This window comes from Nocardioides sp. CPCC 205120 (genome assembly GCF_048654585.1).
Lineage (GTDB): Bacteria > Actinomycetota > Actinomycetes > Propionibacteriales > Nocardioidaceae > Nocardioides.
Genome location: NZ_JBMCYY010000002.1, coordinates 977,825 through 997,412, shown reverse-complemented (window position 1 = coordinate 997,412; position 19,588 = coordinate 977,825). Strand labels below are relative to the sequence as shown.

General features: G+C 74.6%; 18 protein-coding genes. 10 read left to right on the top strand and 8 right to left on the bottom strand.

Annotated features, from left to right (window positions below; genetic code table 11):
* The 5 genes from infB to ACOACO_RS15770 form a co-directional block, all read left to right on the top strand.
* Positions 1-2,565, top strand: a 2,565-nt coding sequence (gene infB, locus ACOACO_RS15790) for a translation initiation factor IF-2 (protein WP_420297216.1), incomplete at its 5' end; no start/stop codon positions are given.
* A gap of 77 nt (positions 2,566-2,642) precedes the next feature.
* Positions 2,643-3,197: a 30S ribosome-binding factor RbfA gene (gene rbfA / locus ACOACO_RS15785; RefSeq protein ID WP_420297215.1), complete on the top strand. Its 555-nt coding sequence runs from the start codon at positions 2,643-2,645 to the stop codon at positions 3,195-3,197.
* Positions 3,197-4,114 carry a tRNA pseudouridine(55) synthase TruB gene (gene truB, locus ACOACO_RS15780; RefSeq protein WP_420297214.1) on the top strand — a complete coding sequence of 306 codons (918 nt, stop codon included), beginning with the start codon at positions 3,197-3,199 and terminating at the stop codon, positions 4,112-4,114. Before rbfA ends, truB begins: the two co-directional genes overlap by 1 nt.
* A 74-nt stretch (positions 4,115-4,188) precedes the next feature.
* Complete coding sequence (locus ACOACO_RS15775) at positions 4,189-5,211, top strand: hypothetical protein (protein ID WP_420297213.1); 1,023 nt, start codon at positions 4,189-4,191, stop codon at positions 5,209-5,211.
* 55 nt (positions 5,212-5,266) lie between these two features.
* Positions 5,267-6,211: a bifunctional riboflavin kinase/FAD synthetase gene (locus tag ACOACO_RS15770; protein WP_420297247.1), complete on the top strand. Its 945-nt coding sequence runs from the start codon at positions 5,267-5,269 to the stop codon at positions 6,209-6,211.
* 132 nt (positions 6,212-6,343) lie between these two features.
* Here ACOACO_RS15770 and ACOACO_RS15765 read toward each other — a convergent pair whose 3' ends face one another.
* Genes ACOACO_RS15765 through ACOACO_RS15750 form a run of 4 tightly spaced genes read right to left on the bottom strand, consistent with a single transcriptional unit; the run spans position 6,344 to position 10,555 of the window.
* Positions 6,344-6,607 (bottom strand): HPr family phosphocarrier protein, encoded by a 264-nt coding sequence (locus ACOACO_RS15765; protein ID WP_420297212.1) that lies wholly within the window; start codon positions 6,605-6,607, stop codon positions 6,344-6,346.
* 29 nt (positions 6,608-6,636) lie between these two features.
* A complete protein-coding gene (locus ACOACO_RS15760; protein ID WP_420297211.1) occupies positions 6,637-8,817 on the bottom strand; it encodes a PTS fructose transporter subunit IIABC in 2,181 nt (726 codons plus the stop codon).
* On the bottom strand, positions 8,814-9,791 hold the full coding sequence (locus tag ACOACO_RS15755; RefSeq protein ID WP_420297210.1) for a 1-phosphofructokinase family hexose kinase: 978 nt from the start codon (positions 9,789-9,791) through the stop codon (positions 8,814-8,816). The genes ACOACO_RS15760 and ACOACO_RS15755 overlap by 4 nt, the downstream gene beginning before the upstream one ends.
* The gene (locus ACOACO_RS15750; RefSeq protein ID WP_420297209.1) at positions 9,788-10,555 is read right to left on the bottom strand and encodes a DeoR/GlpR family DNA-binding transcription regulator; all 768 of its coding nucleotides are present in this window, start codon (positions 10,553-10,555) and stop codon (positions 9,788-9,790) included. The genes ACOACO_RS15755 and ACOACO_RS15750 overlap by 4 nt, the downstream gene beginning before the upstream one ends.
* 112 nt (positions 10,556-10,667) lie before the next feature.
* On the opposite strand from ACOACO_RS15750, the gene ptsP reads away from it, so the two are divergent.
* The 4 genes from ptsP (at position 10,668) to ACOACO_RS15730 (ending at position 16,889) form a co-directional block, all read left to right on the top strand.
* On the top strand, positions 10,668-12,416 hold the full coding sequence (gene ptsP, locus ACOACO_RS15745) for a phosphoenolpyruvate--protein phosphotransferase (protein WP_420297208.1): 1,749 nt from the start codon (positions 10,668-10,670) through the stop codon (positions 12,414-12,416).
* Between the two features lie 137 nt (positions 12,417-12,553).
* Positions 12,554-12,829, top strand: coding sequence for a 30S ribosomal protein S15 (gene rpsO / locus ACOACO_RS15740; RefSeq protein WP_277499148.1), 276 nt, complete (start codon positions 12,554-12,556; stop codon positions 12,827-12,829).
* A 395-nt stretch (positions 12,830-13,224) separates the two neighbouring features.
* Complete coding sequence (locus ACOACO_RS15735) at positions 13,225-15,477, top strand: polyribonucleotide nucleotidyltransferase (RefSeq protein ID WP_420297207.1); 2,253 nt, start codon at positions 13,225-13,227, stop codon at positions 15,475-15,477.
* Positions 15,474-16,889, top strand: coding sequence for a M16 family metallopeptidase (locus tag ACOACO_RS15730; RefSeq protein ID WP_420297206.1), 1,416 nt, complete (start codon positions 15,474-15,476; stop codon positions 16,887-16,889). The genes ACOACO_RS15735 and ACOACO_RS15730 overlap by 4 nt, the downstream gene beginning before the upstream one ends.
* A 13-nt stretch (positions 16,890-16,902) precedes the next feature.
* Here the strand turns inward: ACOACO_RS15730 and ACOACO_RS15725 are convergent, their stop codons facing one another.
* Complete coding sequence (locus tag ACOACO_RS15725; RefSeq protein WP_420297205.1) at positions 16,903-17,433, bottom strand: class I SAM-dependent methyltransferase; 531 nt, start codon at positions 17,431-17,433, stop codon at positions 16,903-16,905.
* Between the two features lie 108 nt (positions 17,434-17,541).
* Between ACOACO_RS15725 and dapB the strand changes: the two genes are divergently transcribed.
* Positions 17,542-18,309 (top strand): 4-hydroxy-tetrahydrodipicolinate reductase, encoded by a 768-nt coding sequence (dapB, locus tag ACOACO_RS15720; RefSeq protein ID WP_420297204.1) that lies wholly within the window; start codon positions 17,542-17,544, stop codon positions 18,307-18,309.
* A gap of 12 nt (positions 18,310-18,321) precedes the next feature.
* On the opposite strand, the gene ACOACO_RS15715 is transcribed toward dapB, so the two are convergent.
* Genes ACOACO_RS15715 through ACOACO_RS15705 form a run of 3 tightly spaced genes read right to left on the bottom strand, consistent with a single transcriptional unit; the run spans position 18,322 to position 19,585 of the window.
* Positions 18,322-18,636 (bottom strand): AzlD domain-containing protein, encoded by a 315-nt coding sequence (locus tag ACOACO_RS15715; RefSeq protein WP_420297203.1) that lies wholly within the window; start codon positions 18,634-18,636, stop codon positions 18,322-18,324.
* Positions 18,633-19,376 carry an AzlC family ABC transporter permease gene (locus tag ACOACO_RS15710; RefSeq protein ID WP_420297202.1) on the bottom strand — a complete coding sequence of 248 codons (744 nt, stop codon included), beginning with the start codon at positions 19,374-19,376 and terminating at the stop codon, positions 18,633-18,635. Before ACOACO_RS15710 ends, ACOACO_RS15715 begins: the two co-directional genes overlap by 4 nt.
* Positions 19,373-19,585, bottom strand: coding sequence for a hypothetical protein (locus ACOACO_RS15705; RefSeq protein ID WP_420297201.1), 213 nt, complete (start codon positions 19,583-19,585; stop codon positions 19,373-19,375). Before ACOACO_RS15705 ends, ACOACO_RS15710 begins: the two co-directional genes overlap by 4 nt.
* Positions 19,586-19,588: the final 3 nt, after the last annotated feature.

The window sequence follows — 19,588 nt, the reverse complement described above, 5'->3', positions numbered from 1 at the left end:
GCGGCCCCGGCTGCGAGCGCGCCGTCCGCGCCCAGCGCCCCCGCGGCGCCGTCCGCGCCCTCCGCCCCGTCGACGCCGGCGGCCCCCGCCGCGCGTTCCGGTGGCGGCTCGGCGCCGTCCCCCTCGGCCCCCGGCCGCCCCGGTCCCTCCGGCGGCGCCCGTCCGGGCCCCAAGCCGGCGCAGAAGAGCCCCGGCCCGCGTCCCGTGGGTCGTCCCGGCCAGCCGCGTCCCGGCAACAACCCGTTCGCCTCCAACCAGGGCATGGGCCGTCGCCCCGCTCCGGCCAACCCCGCCGCGGGTGGGCAGGGCGCCCCGGCGTCGTCGGGCGACCAGCGTCCGCCGCGTCCCCCGGCCGCCCGTGAGGGTGGCGCCCAGGGTCGGCCGGGCATGCCCCGCCCGAACCCGGCGATGATGCCGAAGTCCCCGGCCGCGTTCGGCTCCGGTCCGGGCGGTGCCCGTCCGGGCGGTCCCGGTCGCGGTGGCCCCGGCGGTGCCCGTCCCGGCGCGCCCGGTCGCGGTGGCCCCGGTGGCGCCCGTCCCGGCGCCGGCGGCGGTGCCCCCGGGCGTGGTCCCGGCGGCTTCGGCGGCGGTCCGGGTGCCGGTCGCCCCGGTGGCGGTCGTCCCGGCCAGCGCGGTGGCACGCAGGGCGCCTTCGGTCGCCCCGGCGGCCCGTCGCGTCGCGGTCGCAAGAGCAAGCGCGCTCGTCGTCAGGAGTTCGAGGCCATGCAGGCCCCGACGCTGGGCGTCAAGGGCGTGCGCAAGGGCGGCGGCGAGACGATCCGTCTCTCCCGCGGCGCCTCGCTGACCGACTTCGCCGAGAAGATCGGCGTCGACGCGGCCCAGCTCGTGCAGATGCTGTTCCACCTGGGCGAGATGGTCACGGCGACCGAGTCGGTCAACGACGAGACGCTGGAGCTGCTCGGCGACGAGCTGAACTACACCGTGCAGGTCGTGTCCCCGGAGGACGAGGACCGCGAGCTGCTCGAGTCGTTCGACCTGGAGTTCGGCTCCGACGAGGGCGACGAGTCCGACCTCGTCATCCGTCCGCCGGTCGTGACCGTCATGGGTCACGTCGACCACGGAAAGACGAAGCTGCTCGACGCGCTGCGCAACGCCAACGTGGTCGACAAGGAGGCCGGTGGCATCACGCAGCACATCGGCGCCTACCAGGTCGCGACCGAGGTCGACGGCACCGAGCGCCGGATCACCCTCATCGACACCCCGGGCCACGAGGCGTTCACCGCCATGCGTGCCCGTGGTGCCCAGGCGACCGACATCGCGATCCTCGTGGTCGCGGCCGACGACGGCGTCATGCCGCAGACGGTGGAGGCGCTCAACCACGCCAAGGCCGCCGGCGTGCCGGTCGTGGTCGCGGTCAACAAGATCGACAAGCCGGACGCCGACCCGACGAAGGTCCGCGGTCAGCTGACGGAGTACGGCCTCGTCCCCGAGGAGTACGGCGGCGACGCGATGTTCGTCGACGTCTCGGCCAAGGCCGGGCTCAACCTCGAGGGCCTCCTCGAGGCCGTCGTCCTGACGGCGGACGCCTCGCTCGACCTGCGGGCCAACCCGACGCAGGACGCGCAGGGCCTCGTGGTCGAGGCGCACCTGGACCGCGGTCGCGGTCCGGTCGCCACCGTCCTGGTGCAGCGCGGAACGCTGCGCGTCGGCGACTCGATCGTCGCCGGTCCCGCCTACGGTCGCGTCCGCGCCATGCTCGACGAGCACGGCAACGAGCTCACCGAGGTCGACCCGGCTCGTCCGGCGATGGTCCTGGGCCTCTCGGCGGTGCCGGGTGCGGGCCAGAACTTCATCGTCGTGGACGACGACCGCATGGCCCGTCAGATCGCCGAGAAGCGGGAGGCGCGCGAGCGTGCCGCCCTGCAGGCGAAGCGCCGGGTCCGCCGCACCCTCGAGGACTTCATGGCCTCGCTGGAGAAGGGCAAGGACCAGGAGCTCAACCTGATCCTCAAGGGCGACGTGTCCGGCTCGGTCGAGGCGCTCGAGGACGCGCTGTCGAAGATCGACGTCGGCGACGACGTCAGCCTGCGCGTCATCGACCGCGGTGTCGGTGCGATCACCGAGACCAACGTCGACCTGGCGGCCGCCTCCGACGCCATCATCATCGGCTTCAACGTCCGCCCGCAGGGCAAGGCGACCGAGATGGCCGACAAGGAGGGCGTGGAGATCCGGTACTACTCGGTGATCTACCAGGCCATCGAGGAGATCGAGGCGGCCCTCAAGGGCATGCTCAAGCCCGAGTACGAGGAGCAGGTCCTGGGCCAGGCGGAGATCCGTGCGATCTTCCGCAGCTCCAAGATCGGCAACATCGCGGGTTGCATGGTCACGAGCGGCTCGATCCGGCGCAACGCGAAGGTGCGGGTGCTCCGCGACAGCAAGGTCGTCGCCGACAACCTCGACCTGTCCTCGCTCAAGCGGGAGAAGGACGACGCGTCGGAGGTCCGCGAGGGCTTCGAGTGCGGTCTCGTGCTGCGCAACTTCCAGGACATCAAGGAAGGCGACATCGTCGAGGCCTTCGAGCTGCGCGAGATCCCGCGCGGCTGAGAACCGTCCCGACCGGCCGTCGACCGGGCGCTTCGCCGCCCGGCCGACGGCCGGTTCGTCACGACAGGAAGAACGACATGAGCAACCCCCGTGCCCGCCGCATCGCGGACCGCATCCAGGTCGTCGTGGCCCAGATGCTGGAGCGCCGTCTCAAGGACCCCCGGCTGGGGTTCGTGACGGTCACCGACGTGCGCGTCTCCGGTGACACGCAGCACGCCACGATCTTCTACACCGTGCTCGGCGAGCAGGACTCGCTGGCCGGTACGGCCGCGGCGCTCGACTCGGCCCGGGGCATGATCCGCTCCGAGGTCGGCAAGCAGCTCGGCACGCGCCACGTGCCGACGCTCGAGTTCGTGCCCGACGCCCTGCCCGAGACGGCCCGCCACCTCGACGAGGTGCTGGCCAAGGCGAAGGCCCTCGACGAGGCGGTCGCCGCCTCGCGTGTCGAGCAGTACGCCGGGGAGCCCGACCCGTACCGCAAGCCCCGCGAGGACGACGACCTCGACGAGGCTGACGACGACGACCTCGACGAGGCTGACGGCGACGACCTCGACGAGGACGACGGCGACGACCTCGACGAGGACGACGCGGACACCGGCACCGACGGCCCGGCCGAGGACGCGTCGCCGTGATGAGCGAGGCCCCCACGGGCATCGTCGTGGTCGACAAGCCCGGGGGGATCACCTCCCACGGGGTCGTCGGCCGCGTGCGCCGGCTCGCCGGCACCCGCAAGGTCGGCCACGCGGGCACGCTGGACCCGATGGCGACCGGCGTGCTGGTCCTCGGAGTCGGGCGGGCCACGCGCCTGCTCGGCCACCTCATGCTCACGGAGAAGGGGTACGCCGCGACCGTGCGGCTCGGCGTCGCCACGTCGACGGACGACGCGGAGGGCGAGGTGCTCGCCGTACGCCCGGCCGGTCACGTGGGCGAGGCCGACGTGCGCGCCGCGCTCGCCGGCTTCGTCGGGGAGATCGAGCAGGTGCCCACCGCGGTCTCGGCCGTGAAGGTCGACGGCAGGCGCGCCTACCAGCGCGTGCGCGACGGCGAGGAGGTCGTGCTCGCGTCGCGCCGCGTCACCGTCCACGAGCTGGCCGTCGGCCACGTGCGCCCCGCCGAGGTGGAGGGCACGCCCGTCGTCGACGTCGACGTCGAGCTGCGCTGCTCGAGCGGGACGTACGTGCGCGCGATCGCGCGCGACCTGGGCGTCCTGCTCGGGACGGGCGGGCACCTGACGGCGCTGCGCCGTACCGCGGTCGGCCCGTTCGACCTGGCCACGGCGCGCACGCTCGACCAGCTCGCCGACGAGTTCACGATGGTGCCCCTGGCAGAGGTCGCCCGCCGGGTCTTCCCCGTGCTGGACGTCGACGCCGACGGCGAGCGCGACGTGCGCGTGGGTCGGGCGCTGGCCCTGCCGGCCACCCTCCCCGGCGGCGACGCGGGGGAGGGCCCCGACGCACCGCCGCTCGCCGTGCTCGGGCCGGACGGCGACTTCCTGGCGCTCTACCGCGCCGCGGGCGACCGCCTCAAGCCGGTCGCCGTCTTCACCTGAGACCCCACGGCGTCGCGCGTCCGCGGGACGAGGCGGACCGCCGCCGCCCGCCGCCGCGGTGGCAGGCTGTGCGGATGCACCCCCTCCCCGACGAGGCCGCCCGCCTCGAGGCCACCGAGCGCTGGTTCGCGACGCACGGCCTGCCGTACTTCGTCTCGTCCGGGCGGACGCGGGCCCGCGCCGCGCTGCGACCGTCCCGGGTCGTGCCGGGCCTGGTGCTCGTCGTGCTCGCGACCGTGCTGGTGGGCGTCGCCCTGGCCTGGGCGGGGTCCGACGCCGCGCTGGCGCCGGCGACGCTCCTGACGGGTGCGGGGCTCGCGGTGGCGGCGTACGCGATCGTCGCCCTCGGGGCGCGGCCGATCGTCGCGTGGGCGGTGGGACGCACGCTCGGCAGCCTGCGCCAGCTGCTGCCCACCGTCACCCGTGCCCTGCCCCTGCTCCTCGTCTTCGTCACGTTCCTCTTCATCAACGCCGAAGTCTGGCAGATGTCGGCGAGCCTCCCGGCCGGCTACCTGTGGCTGACGGTGCTGCTCTTCGGGGCGATGGCGGTGGTGTTCCTCCTGGTGCGCCTGCCGGAGGAGGTCGACCGCGTCGACGACAACGTCGACGACGCGCTCCTGCTGTCGGCGTGCCGCGGCACCCCCCTGGAGGACGACGCGGCCCGCCTCGTGGCCGACGAGAGCGCCGACCCCGCCCGCAACGTGGTGCTGAACCGCTTCGAGCGCTGGAACCTGCTGCTCGTGCTCATCGTCGTGCAGGGCGTGCAGGTGCTCGTCGTGGTCGCCTCCATGTTCGTGTTCTTCGTGCTGTTCGGCGTGCTGACCATGCGCCCGGAGGTCGCGGAGACGTGGACCGCCGGGTCGGTGAGCTCGGTGCCGGGCCTGCCCGGGCTGACCGCCGAGCTGCTGGCGGTGTCGGTCTTCCTGTCCGCCTTCTCCGGGCTCTACTTCACCGTCGTCGCCGTCACGGACGACACCTTCCGGGGGCAGTTCTTCACCGGGGTGCTCGCCGAGCTCGAGCGGGCCATCGGGGTCCGCGCGGTCTACCAGGAGCTGCTGGACCGACGCGCGGACGCGCCGGGCGCTGTGCGAGGCTGACGTCAGCACTGGCGAGCGTCGCGACGACGCGGGTCGAGAGGAGTCTGCTGCGGTGGTGCAGGTCTGGCGGGCGCTGGCCGACGTCCCCGGCGACCTCGGTCGCACGGTGGCGGTCATCGGCAACTTCGACGGGGTGCACCTCGGCCACCAGCACGTCGTGCGCCGGGCCCGGGAGCTGGCCGACGAGCTCGGGGTCTCCCGGGTCGTCGCCGTCACGTTCGACCCCCACCCCATCGCCGTGCTGCGCCCCGAGCACGCCCCGCCGACGCTCACCACCATCGACGCGCGGGTGGCGCTGCTGAGCGCCGCGGGCATCGACGACGTGCTGGTCGTGCCGTTCGACCGCGGCGTGGCCGCCTGGACGCCGGAGGAGTTCGTCGACCGCATCCTCGTCGAGGCCCTCCACGTGCGCGGCGTGGTGGTCGGCGCCAACTTCCGCTTCGGCAACCGGGCGGCGGGCGACGTCGCCACGCTGCAGGAGACCGGCCGCTCCCGCGACTTCGTGGCCGAGGGCATCGCGCTCGACGGCGGTCCACAGGTGTGGTCGTCGACCTACGTGCGCAACTGCCTCGCCGCCGGCGACGTCGAGGGTGCCGCCGAGGCCCTCGGCCGGCCCTTCACCGTGCGCGGCGTCGTCGTGCAGGGCGACCAGCGGGGTCGCGAGCTGGGCTACCCGACGGCGAACGTGCCCACCACCGGCCTCGCGGCCGCCCCCGCCGACGGCGTGTACGCCGGGTGGCTGCGCCGCCCCGACACGGGCGAGACGCACCCCGCGGCCATCTCGGTCGGCACCAACCCCACCTTCGACGGCGAGCGCGAGCGGCGCGTGGAGTCCTACGTCCTCGACCGCGCCGACCTCGAGCTGTACGGCGTGGAGGTCGAGGTCTCCTTCGTCGCCCGGCTGCGCGGCATGACGCGCTTCGACGGCGTCGAGGCCCTCGTCGTGCAGATGGCCGAGGACGTGCGGCGGGCCCGCGAGCTCCTCGCGCCCCCCACCTGACCGACCGGCCGCCGTACCCGCCGCGAGCAGGACGCCGGACGCGGCCCCCCACGAGCCCCGCGCACGACGACGGCCCGCCCCCGTGAGGGGACGGGCCGTCGTCGTACCGGCAGTGGCGCCGGACCGGGCCGCTCAGTCCTCGGCGTCGAGGTCCTTCTCGACCAGCGCGACGATCGCGGCGACGGCCGCCTCGTCGTCGCCGGCGACCTCGATGGTGTCGCCGTGGCCGGCACCCAGGGTCATGATCATCAGGGCGGAGGCGGCGTCGACGGGCTCGTCGCCCGGCAGCGCGATGGTCACGTCGGCGTCGAGCTCCTCGGCGGCCTCGGCGATGATGCCCGCGGGGCGGGCGTGGAGGCCGACGGCGGAGCCGACGACGGCGGTCGTGGTGGGCATGAGCGGGTCCTCTCGGTGGTGGTGCGGGGTCAGGCGGAGACGGGGGAGCGGTCGCCCGCGGTGGCCCCGGTGGCCCCGGTGCCCGTGGCGCCGGCGCTCACCCCCGTCTCGGCGTCGGGGAGCGCGGGACGGGTCCAGGTCTTGAGCGCGACCACGGCGGCCGCGGCGGCCACGGTGCCCACCGCCAGGGCGATGAGGAAGCCGACCACGTTGCCCACGGCGAACAGCACGAAGATGCCGCCGTGCGGGGCGCGGACGGTGACCTCGAAGGCCTGGGACAGGCCACCGGTGATGGCGCTGCCGAACATGATGGCGGGGATGACGCGCAGCGGGTCCGCGGCGGCGAACGGGATGGCGCCCTCGGTGATGAACGAGGCGCCCATCAGCCAGCCGGCCTTGCCGTTCTCGCGCTCGTTCTCGGTGAAGAGGCGGGGCCGGACGACGGTGGCGAGCGCCAGGGCGATCGGCGGCACCATGCCGGCGAGCATCACGGCGGCCATGATCTTCAGCTCGGGCGCGTCGCTCGCGAGGCTGGCGCCGCCCACGCCGACGGCGGCGAAGCTGTAGGCCACCTTGTTGAGCGGGCCACCCATGTCGAACGCCATCATCAGGCCGAGCACGACGCCGAGCAGGATCGCGTTCGAGCCGTCGAGCGAGCTGAGGCCGTCCTCGAGGGCGGTCATCAGCCAGTTGATCGGCTTGCCGAGCACCACGATCATCAGCAGGCCCGCGACGATCGAGGTGAGCAGCGGGATGATGAGGACGGGCATGAGGCCGCGGGCCCAGCTGGGCACCTTCCAGCCGGCGATCCAGTGGGCCACGACGCCGGCGAGCACGCCGCCGACGATCGCGCCGAGGAAGCCGGTGGCGGGCAGCGCCGTGCCGTCGCCGTCCACGACGCCGAAGATGTTGGCCGCGAGGCCACCGACGACGAAACCGGGCGCGATGCCCGGGCGGTCGGCGATCGCGTAGGCGATGTAGCCGGCCAGGGCCGGGATGAAGAACATGAACGCGGTCTTGCCGATGACGAAGAGCAGCGCGCCGAGGTAGGCCGCCAGGCCGGAGCCGAAGAGCACGTGCTGCAGGTCGTACGACGCGGGGTCGGGCAGGTCGGCCAGCGAGTGGTTGACGGCGATCTCGGCGTACGCGTTCGTGATGTCGTAGCCGCCCAGCAGGAAGCCCAGGGCGATGAGCAGGCCGCCGGCCGCCACGAACGGGATCATGTAGGAGACGCCGGTCATGAGGACGCGCCGCGTGCGGCCTCCCCACGACTCGCCGTCGCCGGCCCCCTCGTCGCTACCGGCCGCGCCGGCCTCGCCCTCGACGCGGGGCGCCGACGGGTCGCTGGCCGCGCGCAGGGCCTCGGCGATCATGGCGTCCGCGTCGTCGATGGGGCGCTTGACCGAGGAGCGCACGAGGGGCTTGCCCGCGAAGCGGCTGCGGTCGCGCACCCCGACGTCGACGGCGAAGATCGCGGCGTCGGCCGCGGCGATGACGGACGGGGCCAGCGGGGTCGAGCCGGCGGAGCCCTGGGTCTCGACGTGCAGGGTCACCCCGGCCCGGGCGGCTGCGGCCTCGAGGGCCTCGGCGGCCATGTAGGTGTGCGCGATGCCGGTCGGGCAGGCCGTGACGGCCACGAGCGACGGGGGGTTCGCGACGTGGCGAGCCGCGCCCGGGTCCGCGGTGGCGGTCGCGGCCGCACCGGTGTCGGCCGATGTCGCCGTCGGGGCCGCGGCCTCGGCGGGCAGCGAGACCACGTCCTCGACGATCGCCACGACCTCCTCGGGGGTGGCCGCCGCGCGCAGCGACTGGGTGAACGCCGGCTTGGCCAGCGCCCGGGCGAGCTGCTGCAGGATCTTCATGTGCAGCGCGCCACCGCCGTCGGGGGCGGTGATGAGGAACGCGAGGTCGGCCCCGCCGTCCTTGGCGCCGAAGTCCACGCGCGGCGAGAGCCGCGCGAAGGTCAGCGTCGGGTGGGCCACGCCCGCGGTGCGGCAGTGGGGGATCGCGATGCCGCCGGCGAGGCCGGTGGCCGACTTCTCCTCGCGGGCGCGCACGTCGGCGAGCACCGTCTCGGGGGCGTCGGTGCGGCCGGCCTCGGCCAGCACGGCCACGAGCGCGCGGATCGCGTCGTCCTTCTCCGGCCCGAGGTCGGCGTCGAGCCGGACCAGGTCGGGGGTGATCAGCGCAGGGCTGGTGTCGTGGGTCATGAGTCACCTCGGGTGAACGGGACGGGGGAGACGGCGACCAGCTCGGGACGGACCTGGTCGGGGAGCGGGATGGTGGTGCCGGGCAGCCCGGCGGCGGCGCTGCCGTAGGCGACGCCGAGAGCGAGGCGCTGCTCGGCGGGGAGGCCCCGTCGGCAGCCGAGGAGGTAGCCGAAGAGGCTCGAGTCGCCCGCGCCCACCGTGCTCACCACGGTGGTGGGGGGCGGGGTGGCGTGCCAGGCGCCGACCGCGCCGGTGGCGTCGCGGTGCAGCAGGACGGCGCCGTTGGCGCCCAGGGTGGCGAGCACCGTGCCCACGCCCCGCTCGAGCAGCTGGTGCGCCGCCGCGGCGGCCGCGGCCGGGTCGGCCTCGAGCACGTCGGCGTCGGCGCCCGTGAAGGAGGCGAGCTCCTCGGCGTTGGGCTTCATCAGGTCGGGAGCGGGGCCGGGCAGGGCGGCCACGAGGGCCTTGAGCGGGGCGTCGCTGGTGTCCACCGCCACCCGCGTGCCGCGCGAGCGCAGCCGGGCGGTGAGGGCGGCGTACCACTCGGGAGGTGCCCCGGGGGGCAGGGAGCCGGCGAGCACCGTCCAGTCGGCCTGGCCCGCGTGGTGCAGCAGCACCTCGGTCAGGTCGTCGAGGACGCGGGCGTCGACCTCGGCCCCCGGGCTGTTGAGCTTCGTCGTCGTGCCGTCGGGCTCGGCCAGGGTCACGTTGACGCGGACCGGGCCGCTGGGGCGCACCGGGCGGCAGTCGACGCCGCCCGCGAGCAGCTCGAGGACGAACGGGTCGTCGATCAGCGCGGGGAGCACGGCGATCGAGGGCTCGCCGGCGGCGACGGCCGCGCGGGAGATGTTGACGCCCTTGCCGCCGGGCTGGGACGTCGTGGTGGCGACGCGGTGGACGGCCCCGCGGGCCAGCCGCTCGGTGAGCGCCACCGTCTGGTCGACGCTCGGGTTCGGGGTGAGGGTCAGGATCATGCGACGTCGACCTCCAGGCCGGTGGCGCGCAGGGCGGCGAGCTCGTCGGGGTCAGCGTCCGTGGTCGTGACCAGGGCGTCGACCTCGTCGAGCTCGGCGAACTTGCGGGTGTGCTCCTCGCCGACCTTGGTGCCGTCGGCGAGGGCGACGACGGATCGGGCGGCAGCGACGAGCGAGCGCTTCACCGCGGCCTCCTCCGCGTCGGGGGTGGACAGGCCGTGGTCGGTCGAGATGCCGTTCGCGCCGACGAACGCCACGTCGACGCGCAGCCGCTCGAGGTGCACGACGGTCTCGGGACCCACGGCGGCCAGCGTCTGCGGGCGGACGCGGCCGGGGAGCAGGTGCAGGTCGAGCTGGGGGAGGCCCGCGAGGCGGGCCGCGATCGGCACCGAGTGGGTGACGACCACGAGGCGGTGGGCCGGCGGGAGCGCCGCGGCCAGGGCCGCGGTGGTGGTGCCCGCGTCGAGCAGCACCGTGCTCCCGGGGCTGGGCAGGTAGCGGACGGCGAGGCGGGCGATGCGCTCCTTCTCCGCGGTGCGGGTGCGGCTGCGGTCGGCCACGCCGGCCTCGATGACGTGGAGCGCGTCCGCGGGCACGACCCCGCCGTGGACCCGGCGCACGAGGCCGCGGCGCTCGAGCCCCGAGAGGTCGCGGCGCACCGTCTCGGTGGTCACCTCGAACTCCGCGGCGAGAGCCGTCACGGACAGGCGGCCCTCGGCCGCCACCCGCTGGGCGATCGCGTTCTGTCGTTCCTCGGCGTACATCTCCGCCTCCCTGGACCGTCCGGTCTCGGCCGGCGTGATCACGAATCTGTGTTCGTGTTGTTCTATGCCCGAACATGTTGACTGTCAAGGGGTCGGGGCGCAAACTCGGAGCATGGTCACCGCCGACTCCGTCGACCCCGCCGACACCGCCGCCGACACCGCCTCCGTCCGGACCCGTCGCGGCACGCCCGTCGTGCCCGGGGTCGCGCACGCCCCCGTGCTCCGCGTCGCGACGGAGGTCGACCCCGCGGCCGTCGCCGCCCTGCGTGCCTCGGCGCCCACCGAGGAGGAGCCCGCGCTCGCGGCGTACGACGCGGCTGCCGCGGCCGTGGCCGACGGGTACGTCGCGCGTGCCGCCCGCGTCGAGGGCGCGGCCGCCCAGGTGCTCACCGCCAGCGCGGGCCTCGCCCGCGACCGCGGGCTGCGCTCCGGCGTGCGCAAGCAGCTGCGGGGCGGCGCGGACCTGCTGGGTGCCGTGGAGTCGACCGTCGACACCTTCGTCGCGCTGTTCGAGCAGCAGGGCGGCCTGATGGCGGAGCGCGTCGCCGACCTGCGCGACATCGAGCGCCGCCTGGTCGCGCGCCTGGCCGGTGCGCCCGAGCCGGGCGTCGTGCTGCCGGGGACCCCGGTGGTGCTCGTCGCCGCCGACCTGGCGCCCTCCGACACCGCGGGGCTCGACCCCGCCGTCGTGGTCGGCCTCGTCACCGAGCGCGGCGGCGCGACCAGCCACACCGCGATCATCGCCCGCCAGCTGGGGATCCCGTGCGTGGTCGGCGTCGTCGGGGCCCTGGAGCTGCCGGACGGCGAGCCCGTGCTGGTGGACGGGGCCGCCGGCACCGTCGAGCTCGCGCCCGACGCCGACGAGGCCCGCGCCCGCGTGCGCGTCGACGCCGAGCTGCGCGCCGCCACCGCCGCCTGGACCGGGCCGGCCGCCACCCGCGACGGGGTGCGGGTCAAGCTCCTCGCCAACGTCGCCGACCCCGCCTCCGCGCAGGCCGCGACGAGCGAGCCCGTCGAGGGCGTGGGCCTCTTCCGCACGGAGCTGTCGTTCCTCGACCGTCCCACCGAGCCCACGGTGGCCGAGCAGGCGGACCTCTACGCCGAGGTGCTCGCGCCGTACGCCGACCGGGGCCAGCACGTCGTCGTGCGCACCCTCGACGCCGGCTCGGACAAGCCGATCGCGTTCGCGACGCACGAGGGGGAGGAGAACCCCGCCCTGGGCGTGCGCGGGCTGCGGCTCGCCGCCCACAACCCCGCGCTGCTGGCCCACCAGCTCGACGCGGTGGCGCAGGCCGCGGAGCGCACCGGCACCGAGGCCTGGGTGATGGCCCCCATGGTCGCCACGCGTGACGAGGCCGCCGCCTTCGCCGAGCAGGTGCACGCCCGTGGCCTCAAGGCGGGCGCGATGGTCGAGGTGCCGGCGGTCGCCGTGCTCGCCCACCGCGTGCTCGAGGTCGTCGACTTCCTCTCGATCGGCACCAACGACCTGACGCAGTACACGATGGCGGCCGACCGCCTCGCCAGCGACCTGGCCCACCTCACCGACCCGTGGCAGCCCGCGGTCCTCCACCTCGTCGCCATCACGGCGGCGGCGGGCCAGCAGGCCGGCAAGCCCGTCGGGGTCTGCGGCGAGGCCGCCGCCGACCCGCTGCTGGCCTGCGCGCTCGTCGGCATGGGCATCACCTCGCTGTCGATGGCGCCCAGCGCGGTCCGGGCCGTGGGCGCGATGCTCGCGCGCGTCACGGCCGACGAGTGCCACCAGGTCGCCGAGGCCGTGCTCGCCGCCTCCGACCCGACGGCGGCCCGCGCGGCGGCCCGCGCGGTGCTCGCCGCGGCCGAGGGTGCGCCGCAGGAGGGGTGAGCCCCGCCGTACCGGTGTTTTGGGTGCGTCGCGAGGCCGCTGGTACGTTTCTCCGGTTGCCGTCAGGACGGCCGCGGATCCAAGTGCCCGGGAGAACAGGCCCCGGCGCGCCGCGCAACGAGTCGAGAGGAGCCCGCATGTCGATCGGAACCGACGCGGAGACCAAGAAGAGGATCATCGCCGAGTACGGCACGACGCCGGGCGACACCGGCTCGCCGGAGGTGCAGGTCGCGCTGCTGAGCCACCGCATCGCGCACCTCACGGAGCACCTGAAGCAGCACAAGCACGACCACCACAGCCGTCGTGGTCTGCTGCTGCTGGTCGGCCAGCGCCGCCGCCTGCTCAACTACCTCAGCAAGACGGACATCAACCGTTACCGCTCGATCATCGAGCGCCTCGGCCTCCGTCGTTGATCGCGCCAGGAGCGGTCGCCCAGCCGGGCGGCCGCTCCTGCTGCATCCGGCCTCCTTCGTCCAGCGGCTCCCAGCCGCTATCGTCGGAGTCGTGCGCGCCGCCCGCCGGCGCGCCCCGCACCACGCGTAGCACCAGCACGACCAGCAGCACCCCGTAGGACAACAGAACACCGGAACCATCCACCAGGAGCGACCCGCCCGTCCGGCCCGGTCCTCGGTAGTGGCCCTCGGATCCCCGCGTCGCACGTCGACCGGCCGGCTCCGCGGGCCTCGATCGAAGACCGGCACGCAAGCCGCGGGACCTCGACGAGGCCCCACCTTCGCGTGGACGGCCCCCGTGCATCGCGACAGGCGAGCACGCCGCGGTTCGCTCCGCACACAGAACAGGGATCTCCTTGACCGAGTCCACCCCCACCGGGCCCGTCATCTCCGCCGTCGAGACCGTCCTCGACAACGGACGCTTCGGCACCCGCACCGTCAAGTTCGAGACCGGGCTCCTCGCCCGGCAGGCCGCCGGCTCCGTGACGGCGTACCTCGACGACGACACGATGCTGCTCTCCGCCACGACGGCGGGCAAGCAGCCCAAGGACCACTTCGACTTCTTCCCCCTCACGATCGACGTCGAGGAGCGGATGTACGCCGCGGGCCAGATCCCCGGCTCGTTCTTCCGCAGCGAGGGCCGCCCGGGCGAGGACGCGATCCTGGCCTGCCGCCTCATCGACCGCCCGCTGCGCCCGACCTTCAAGAAGGGTCTGCGCAACGAGGTCCAGGTCGTCATCACCGTGATGTCGCTCAACCCGGACACCCCGTACGACGTGCTGGCGATCAACGCCGCGTCGATGTCCACGCAGCTCTCCGGCCTGCCGTTCTCCGGCCCCGTCGGTGGCGTCCGCGTGGCGCTCATCGAGGGCCAGTGGGTGGCGTTCCCGACCCACAGCCAGCTCGAGGACGCCGTCTTCGACATGGTCGTCGCGGGTCGCGTCACCGAGACCGGCGACGTCGCGATCATGATGGTCGAGGCCGAGGCCACCGAGCAGACCTGGACCCTGGTCCAGGGCGGTGTGCAGGCCCCGACCGAGGAGGTCGTCGCCGGCGGTCTCGACGCGGCCAAGCCGTTCATCAAGCAGCTCGTCGAGGCCCAGGCCGAGCTCGCCAAGGCCGCCGCCAAGCCGGTCGCCGACTTCCCGGTCTTCCTCGACTTCGAGGACGACGTCTACGCCGCCGTCGAGTCCGCCGTCTCCGACGAGACCGCTGCCGCGCTGACCATCGCCGGCAAGCAGGAGCGCGAGGACAAGCTCGACGAGGTCAAGGCCGCGCTGCTCGAGCGCGTCGGCGGCGACTTCGAGGGTCGCGAGAAGGAGGTCGGCGCCGCCTTCCGCGCGCTGACCAAGCACCTCGTGCGCCAGCGCGTGCTGCGCGACAAGGTCCGCATGGACGGTCGCGGCCTGGCGGACATCCGCCCGCTGCACGCCGAGGTCGGCGTGATCCCGCGCGTCCACGGCTCCGCGCTGTTCGAGCGCGGCGAGACGCAGATCCTCGGCGTCACGACGCTCGGCATGCTCAAGATGGAGCAGCAGCTCGACACGCTGTCGCCGGAGAAGCACCGCCGCTACATGCACAAGTACGTGTTCCCGCCCTTCTCCACGGGCGAGACCGGTCGCGTCGGCTCGCCGAAGCGCCGCGAGGTCGGCCACGGTGCGCTCGCGCGCCGCGCGCTCCTGCCCGTGCTGCCCACGCGCGAGGAGTTCCCCTACGCGATCCGCCAGCTCTCCGAGGCCATGGGCTCCAACGGCTCGACCTCGATGGGCTCGGTCTGCGCCTCGACGCTCGGCCTCCTCCACGCGGGTGTCCCGCTGAAGGCGCCGGTCGCGGGCATCGCGATGGGCCTCATCTCCGGCGAGGTCGACGGCCAGACGCAGTACGTCGCGCTGACCGACATCCTCGGCGCGGAGGACGCGTTCGGCGACATGGACTTCAAGGTCGCCGGCACGCGCGAGTTCGTCACCGCCCTGCAGCTCGACACCAAGCTCGACGGCATCCCGGCGCAGGTGCTGGCCGGCGCGCTGACCCAGGCCCGCGACGCGCGCCTGGCGATCCTCGACGTCATGGACGAGGCCATCTCCGTCCCCGGCGAGATGTCCGCCACGGCGCCGCGCATCATCACGGTGAAGATCCCCGTCGACAAGATCGGCGAGGTCATCGGCCCCAAGGGCAAGGTCATCAACCAGATCCAGGACGACACGGGCGCCCAGATCTCGATCGAGGACGACGGCACCATCTACATCGGTGCCCAGGAGGGCTCGGCCGCCGAGGCCGCCCGCTCCGCGATCAACGCCATCGCCAACCCGACGATGCCCGAGGTCGGCGAGCGCTACCTCGGCACCATCGTGAAGACGACGAACTTCGGTGCGTTCGTCTCGCTGATGCCGGGCAAGGACGGCCTGCTGCACATCACGAAGCTGCGGGCCCTCAACGACGGCAAGCGCGTCGAGTCCGTCGACGACGTCGTCTCGGTCGGCCAGAAGATCCAGGTCGAGATCGGCGAGATCGACGACCGCGGCAAGCTGTCGCTCGTCCCCGTGGTCGAGGAGGCCGGCGAGCCGGCCGCCGAGTCGGCCGCCGAGGTCGAGGGCGACTCCGCGGAGTGACCTCCCCGCACACCACCGGTCCGGCCGGCCAGCAGTCCGCTGCTGGCCGGCCGGCCCCGTTCCCGGCCCCGTTCCCGGCCCCGTTCCCGGCCTCGTCCACGGCCTCGTCCACGGCCCCGGCGGTCGGCGTCCCGGGCACCGTCCCGGGCCTGCCGGCGGGGGTGCGGCGCACCGTCCTGCCCAGCGGCCTGCGGGTCGTGAGCGAGCACGTCGCCGGCGTGCGCTCGGCCAGCATCGGCGTCTGGATCGGTGTGGGCTCGCGCCACGAGGTGCCCGCCCTGCACGGCGGATCGCACTTCCTCGAGCACGTGCTCTTCAAGGGCACCCACGACCGCTCCGCGCTCGACATCTCCGTCGAGCTCGACGAGGTCGGCGCCGAGGTCAACGCCTTCACGGCGAAGGAGTACACGTGCTTCCACGCGCGGGTGCTCGACGCCGACGTCCCGCTGGTGCTCGACGTCATGGGCGACATGCTGACCTCCTCGCTCATCGCCGACGCCGACGTCGAGGCGGAGCGCGAGGTGATCCTGGACGAGATCGCCATGCACGACGACGACCCCGACGACGTCGTCCACAACCTCTTCGCCGCGCAGGCGTGGGGGGACTCGCCGTACGGGCGCCCGATCGCCGGCACCGAGGAGTCGATCGAGGCCATGTCGCCCGAGGCGGTGCGGCGCTTCCACCGCCGCCACTACCGGGCCCCGCGGATGGTCGTCTCGGCCGCCGGCAACGTCGACCACGACGAGCTGGTGGCCCTGGTGACCCGCGCCTTCGGCCGCCGCGGCTTCCTCGACGCCGAGGCCGCCCCCGAGACCCCGCCGCTGGCCGACGCGGCACCCCGACCCGCCGTCCGCCGGGTCCGCCCGGGGCGGGCGAGCGCGACCCGCGGGTTCGAGCAGGTCAACGTCGTGCTGGGCACCTCCGGCCTCGCCCGCGGTGACGAGCGCCGGTTCGCGATGGGCATCCTCACCACCGGGCTGGGCGGCGGCACGTCGTCGCGCCTGTTCCAGGAGGTGCGCGAGCGCCGCGGCCTGGCCTACTCAGTCTACGCGTTCACCACCCAGCACGTCGGCGCCGGCCTGGTCGGCGTCGCGGTGGGGTGCCTGCCCGCGAAGCTCGACGCCACCCTCGAGGTGGTGCGGGCCGAGCTGGCCGCGGTCGCCCGTGACGGCCTCGACGCCGACGAGGTGCGCCGCGGCGCCGGGCAGCTGCGCGCCGGGCTCGTGCTGGGGATGGAGGACACCGCCTCGCGCATGCACCGGCTCGGGAAGGGCGAGCTGCTGGGGGAGCGGCTGCTGGGCGTGGACGAGGTCATCGAGCGCATCGACGCGGTCACTGTGGACGAGGTGGCCGAGCTGGCCGCCACGATCCTGCGGGGCCCCGAGGTCCTCGCGGTGGTCGGCCCCGCCTGATCCGGCCGGTGGCTCAGATCTGGGCGGTGACCCGCTGCCCGACGATGCCGACGGAACCCTGCTGCGGGTTCTGCACGACGGAGACCCGGAACCCGCCGTCGGTCAGGGCCTTGCTCGCGGCCTCCACGATGCGCCGCTGGCCCTCCGGGCGCGTGGCCTCGTAGAAGAGGAACAGCTTGCCGCCGGGCAGCAGCTTCTCGTGGAGCAGCGCCACCTCGTCGGCGGCGCCGCGGACCCAGAACAGGTTGACGTTGAACGCGAACGCCTTGTGGAGGCGCTTCACGGGCACGCGCAGGGTCGCGAGGTCGATCTGCCGCACGGTCAGCCGGCCGGCGTCGACGTACGCCGCGCAGCGCCGCTTCGTGCGGTCCACGCCCGACTCGGAGCGGTCGATCGCGAAGAGCTTGCCGGTCTCCAGGCGGGAGCACACGAGCTCCGCCGCCGCCCCCGGTCCGCAACCGACCTCCAGGAGCTGGTCGCCGGGCTGGACGTCCATGACGTCGACTCCCCAACGGATCCGGGCCGGGATGGTCTGCTGCCTCATGCCGTACAGCCTGCCACCTGCGCCCATCGCGCGCTGGCACCGCCACGGCCCGCGGACGTCTCGACCGGGTGGGCGGGGGCGGGTGCGACCCGCGTAGGTTGTCCTGCTGTGAGCGAGAACGGGACGCAGCGGACCCGCGTCGGCGTGCTGGGCGCGCGCGGCAAGGTGGGCCAGGAGATCTGCCGGGCGGTCGAGGCCGCCGAGGACCTCGAGCTGGTGGCGCAGGTCGACGCCGGGGACGACGTCGCGGTGCTGCGCACGTCGGGCGCCGAGGTCGTCGTCGACTTCACCCACCCCGACGTGGTGATGGACAACCTCGAGCTCTGCGTCGCGGCCGGCATCCACGCCGTGGTCGGCACCACCGGCTTCGACGAGGACCGCCTCGACCGACTGCGGGGATGGCTCGCGGACTCGCCGGGCACCGGGGTGCTCATCGCCCCCAACTTCTCCATCGGCGCGGTGCTCATGATGCGCTTCGCCGCCGAGGCCGCCCGCTTCTACGAGTCGGTCGAGGTCGTCGAGCTGCACCACCCGACGAAGGCCGACGCCCCCTCCGGTACGGCGCGCCGCACCGCCGAGCTCGTCGCTGCGGCCCGGCGTGAGGCGGGGTGCCCGCCCATGCCGGACGCCACGTCGACGGCCCTGGACGGTGCCCGTGGTGCCGTCGTGGACGGCGTCCCCGTCCACGCCCTGCGCATCCGCGGGATGGTGGCGCACCAGGAGGTCGTGCTGGGCGGTCCGGGGGAGACCCTGACCATCCGCCACGACTCGATGGACCGTGCCTCCTTCGCCCCGGGCGTGCTCGTGGGCGTCCGCGAGATCGGCGCGCACCCCGGCCTCACGGTCGGGCTCGAGGCGTTCCTCGACCTCGACTGACCCGGCGGGGGCTCAGCCGACGCCGGCCGCGCGCAGCGCGGCCGCCGTGACGGCCGCGAGCACCACGACGACGAGGAAGTTCGCCCGCAGCACCAGGGCGACCACCGCGACCGCGAGGCCCGCGAGCCGGGCGTCGACCGCGAGGCGGGACCCGTCCGCGACGGCCTGCACCGCCACCAGCGCGGCCAGCAGCGCGATCGGCAGGGCCAGGGCCACCCGTCGTACGACGGGCCGCTCCAGCACCTCCGCGGGCAGGGAGAGCCCCGCAAGCTTCAGCAGGTAGCTGCCGGCCGCCAGCACCAGCAGCGCGACCCAGGTGACGCTCACGGCGCGCCCTCCTCGGCGGGGTCCGCGCCGGGCGGCGTGCGCCGCGGCCAGAGCGCGGCCAGGAGGGCCACGGAGGCGGACGCCAGCACCGGTACGCCGGCCGGGGTGGCGGGCACCAGGAGCAGGGCCAGCGCGGCCGCCACGACCGCCACGGCGACGGCGGGCCGGTCGCCCAGCCGCGGCCACAGCAGCGCGAGGAAGGCCGCGGCGACGGCCGCGTCGAGGCCGTAGGTGCGGGGGTCGCCGATGGCGGTGCCGGCCAGCGCGCCGACGAGCGTCATCAGGTTCCACAGCACGAAGATCGACCCGCCGGTGACGAGGAAGCCGAGACGCGCGTCGGCGGGGCGGGTCGTCGAGGTCGCCACGGCGCTCGACTCGTCGATGACGAGGTGGGCGGCCCCGACGCGGCGCAGGCCCCGCCAGCGCAGGAGACGCACCAGGCCGAGGCCGTAGAGCATGTTGCGCGCCCCGAGCATGAGGCCGGTGGCCGCGCCCGACCAGGGGGAGCCGCCGGCGGCCAGCACGCCCACGAAGGCGAACTGGGAGGCGCCGGAGAAGACGAGGAGCGACAGGGCGCACGCCTGCCAGACGTCGAGGCCGCCCGCCACGGCGACGGCCCCGAAGGAGGTGCCGTAGAGGCCGGTCGCGACGCCGATCGCGAGGCCCTGCCGCACGAGGGCGCGCCGGTCGTCCGCGCCCGACGGGGAGACGTCGGACGGGGGGACGGGGGCGGCGCTCACCCGCGGGAGGTGCTGCGCACCAGCAGGTACGCCGCCGCGACGCCCGTCGCCGTACCGAGGCAGACGGCGGGCTTGAGCAGCACGGGGAACGTGGAGCTCAGCCCGGCGACGACACCCGCGAGCACGAAGAGGACGACGACGGTGATCGCCAGCACGCGGCGGTGACGGTCGGGGAGGGGGCCCAGCACGATGGTCTCCTGGCCGGTCACCCG

What these genes read in the sequence shown, in the direction of transcription:
- ACOACO_RS15755 (WP_420297210.1), bottom strand. Translation starts at nt 9,791, where the DNA reads ATGATCCTGACCCTCACCCCGAACCCGAGCGTCGACCAGACGGTGGCG.
- ACOACO_RS15750 (WP_420297209.1), bottom strand. Translation starts at nt 10,555, where the DNA reads ATGTACGCCGAGGAACGACAGAACGCGATCGCCCAGCGGGTGGCGGCC.
- ptsP (WP_420297208.1), top strand. Translation starts at nt 10,668, where the DNA reads ATGGTCACCGCCGACTCCGTCGACCCCGCCGACACCGCCGCCGACACC.
- ACOACO_RS15760 (WP_420297211.1), bottom strand. Translation starts at nt 8,817, where the DNA reads ATGACCCACGACACCAGCCCTGCGCTGATCACCCCCGACCTGGTCCGG.
- rpsO (WP_277499148.1), top strand. Translation starts at nt 12,554, where the DNA reads ATGTCGATCGGAACCGACGCGGAGACCAAGAAGAGGATCATCGCCGAG.
- truB (WP_420297214.1), top strand. Translation starts at nt 3,197, where the DNA reads ATGAGCGAGGCCCCCACGGGCATCGTCGTGGTCGACAAGCCCGGGGGG.
- ACOACO_RS15725 (WP_420297205.1), bottom strand. Translation starts at nt 17,433, where the DNA reads ATGAGGCAGCAGACCATCCCGGCCCGGATCCGTTGGGGAGTCGACGTC.
- ACOACO_RS15765 (WP_420297212.1), bottom strand. Translation starts at nt 6,607, where the DNA reads ATGCCCACCACGACCGCCGTCGTCGGCTCCGCCGTCGGCCTCCACGCC.
- ACOACO_RS15775 (WP_420297213.1), top strand. Translation starts at nt 4,189, where the DNA reads ATGCACCCCCTCCCCGACGAGGCCGCCCGCCTCGAGGCCACCGAGCGC.
- rbfA (WP_420297215.1), top strand. Translation starts at nt 2,643, where the DNA reads ATGAGCAACCCCCGTGCCCGCCGCATCGCGGACCGCATCCAGGTCGTC.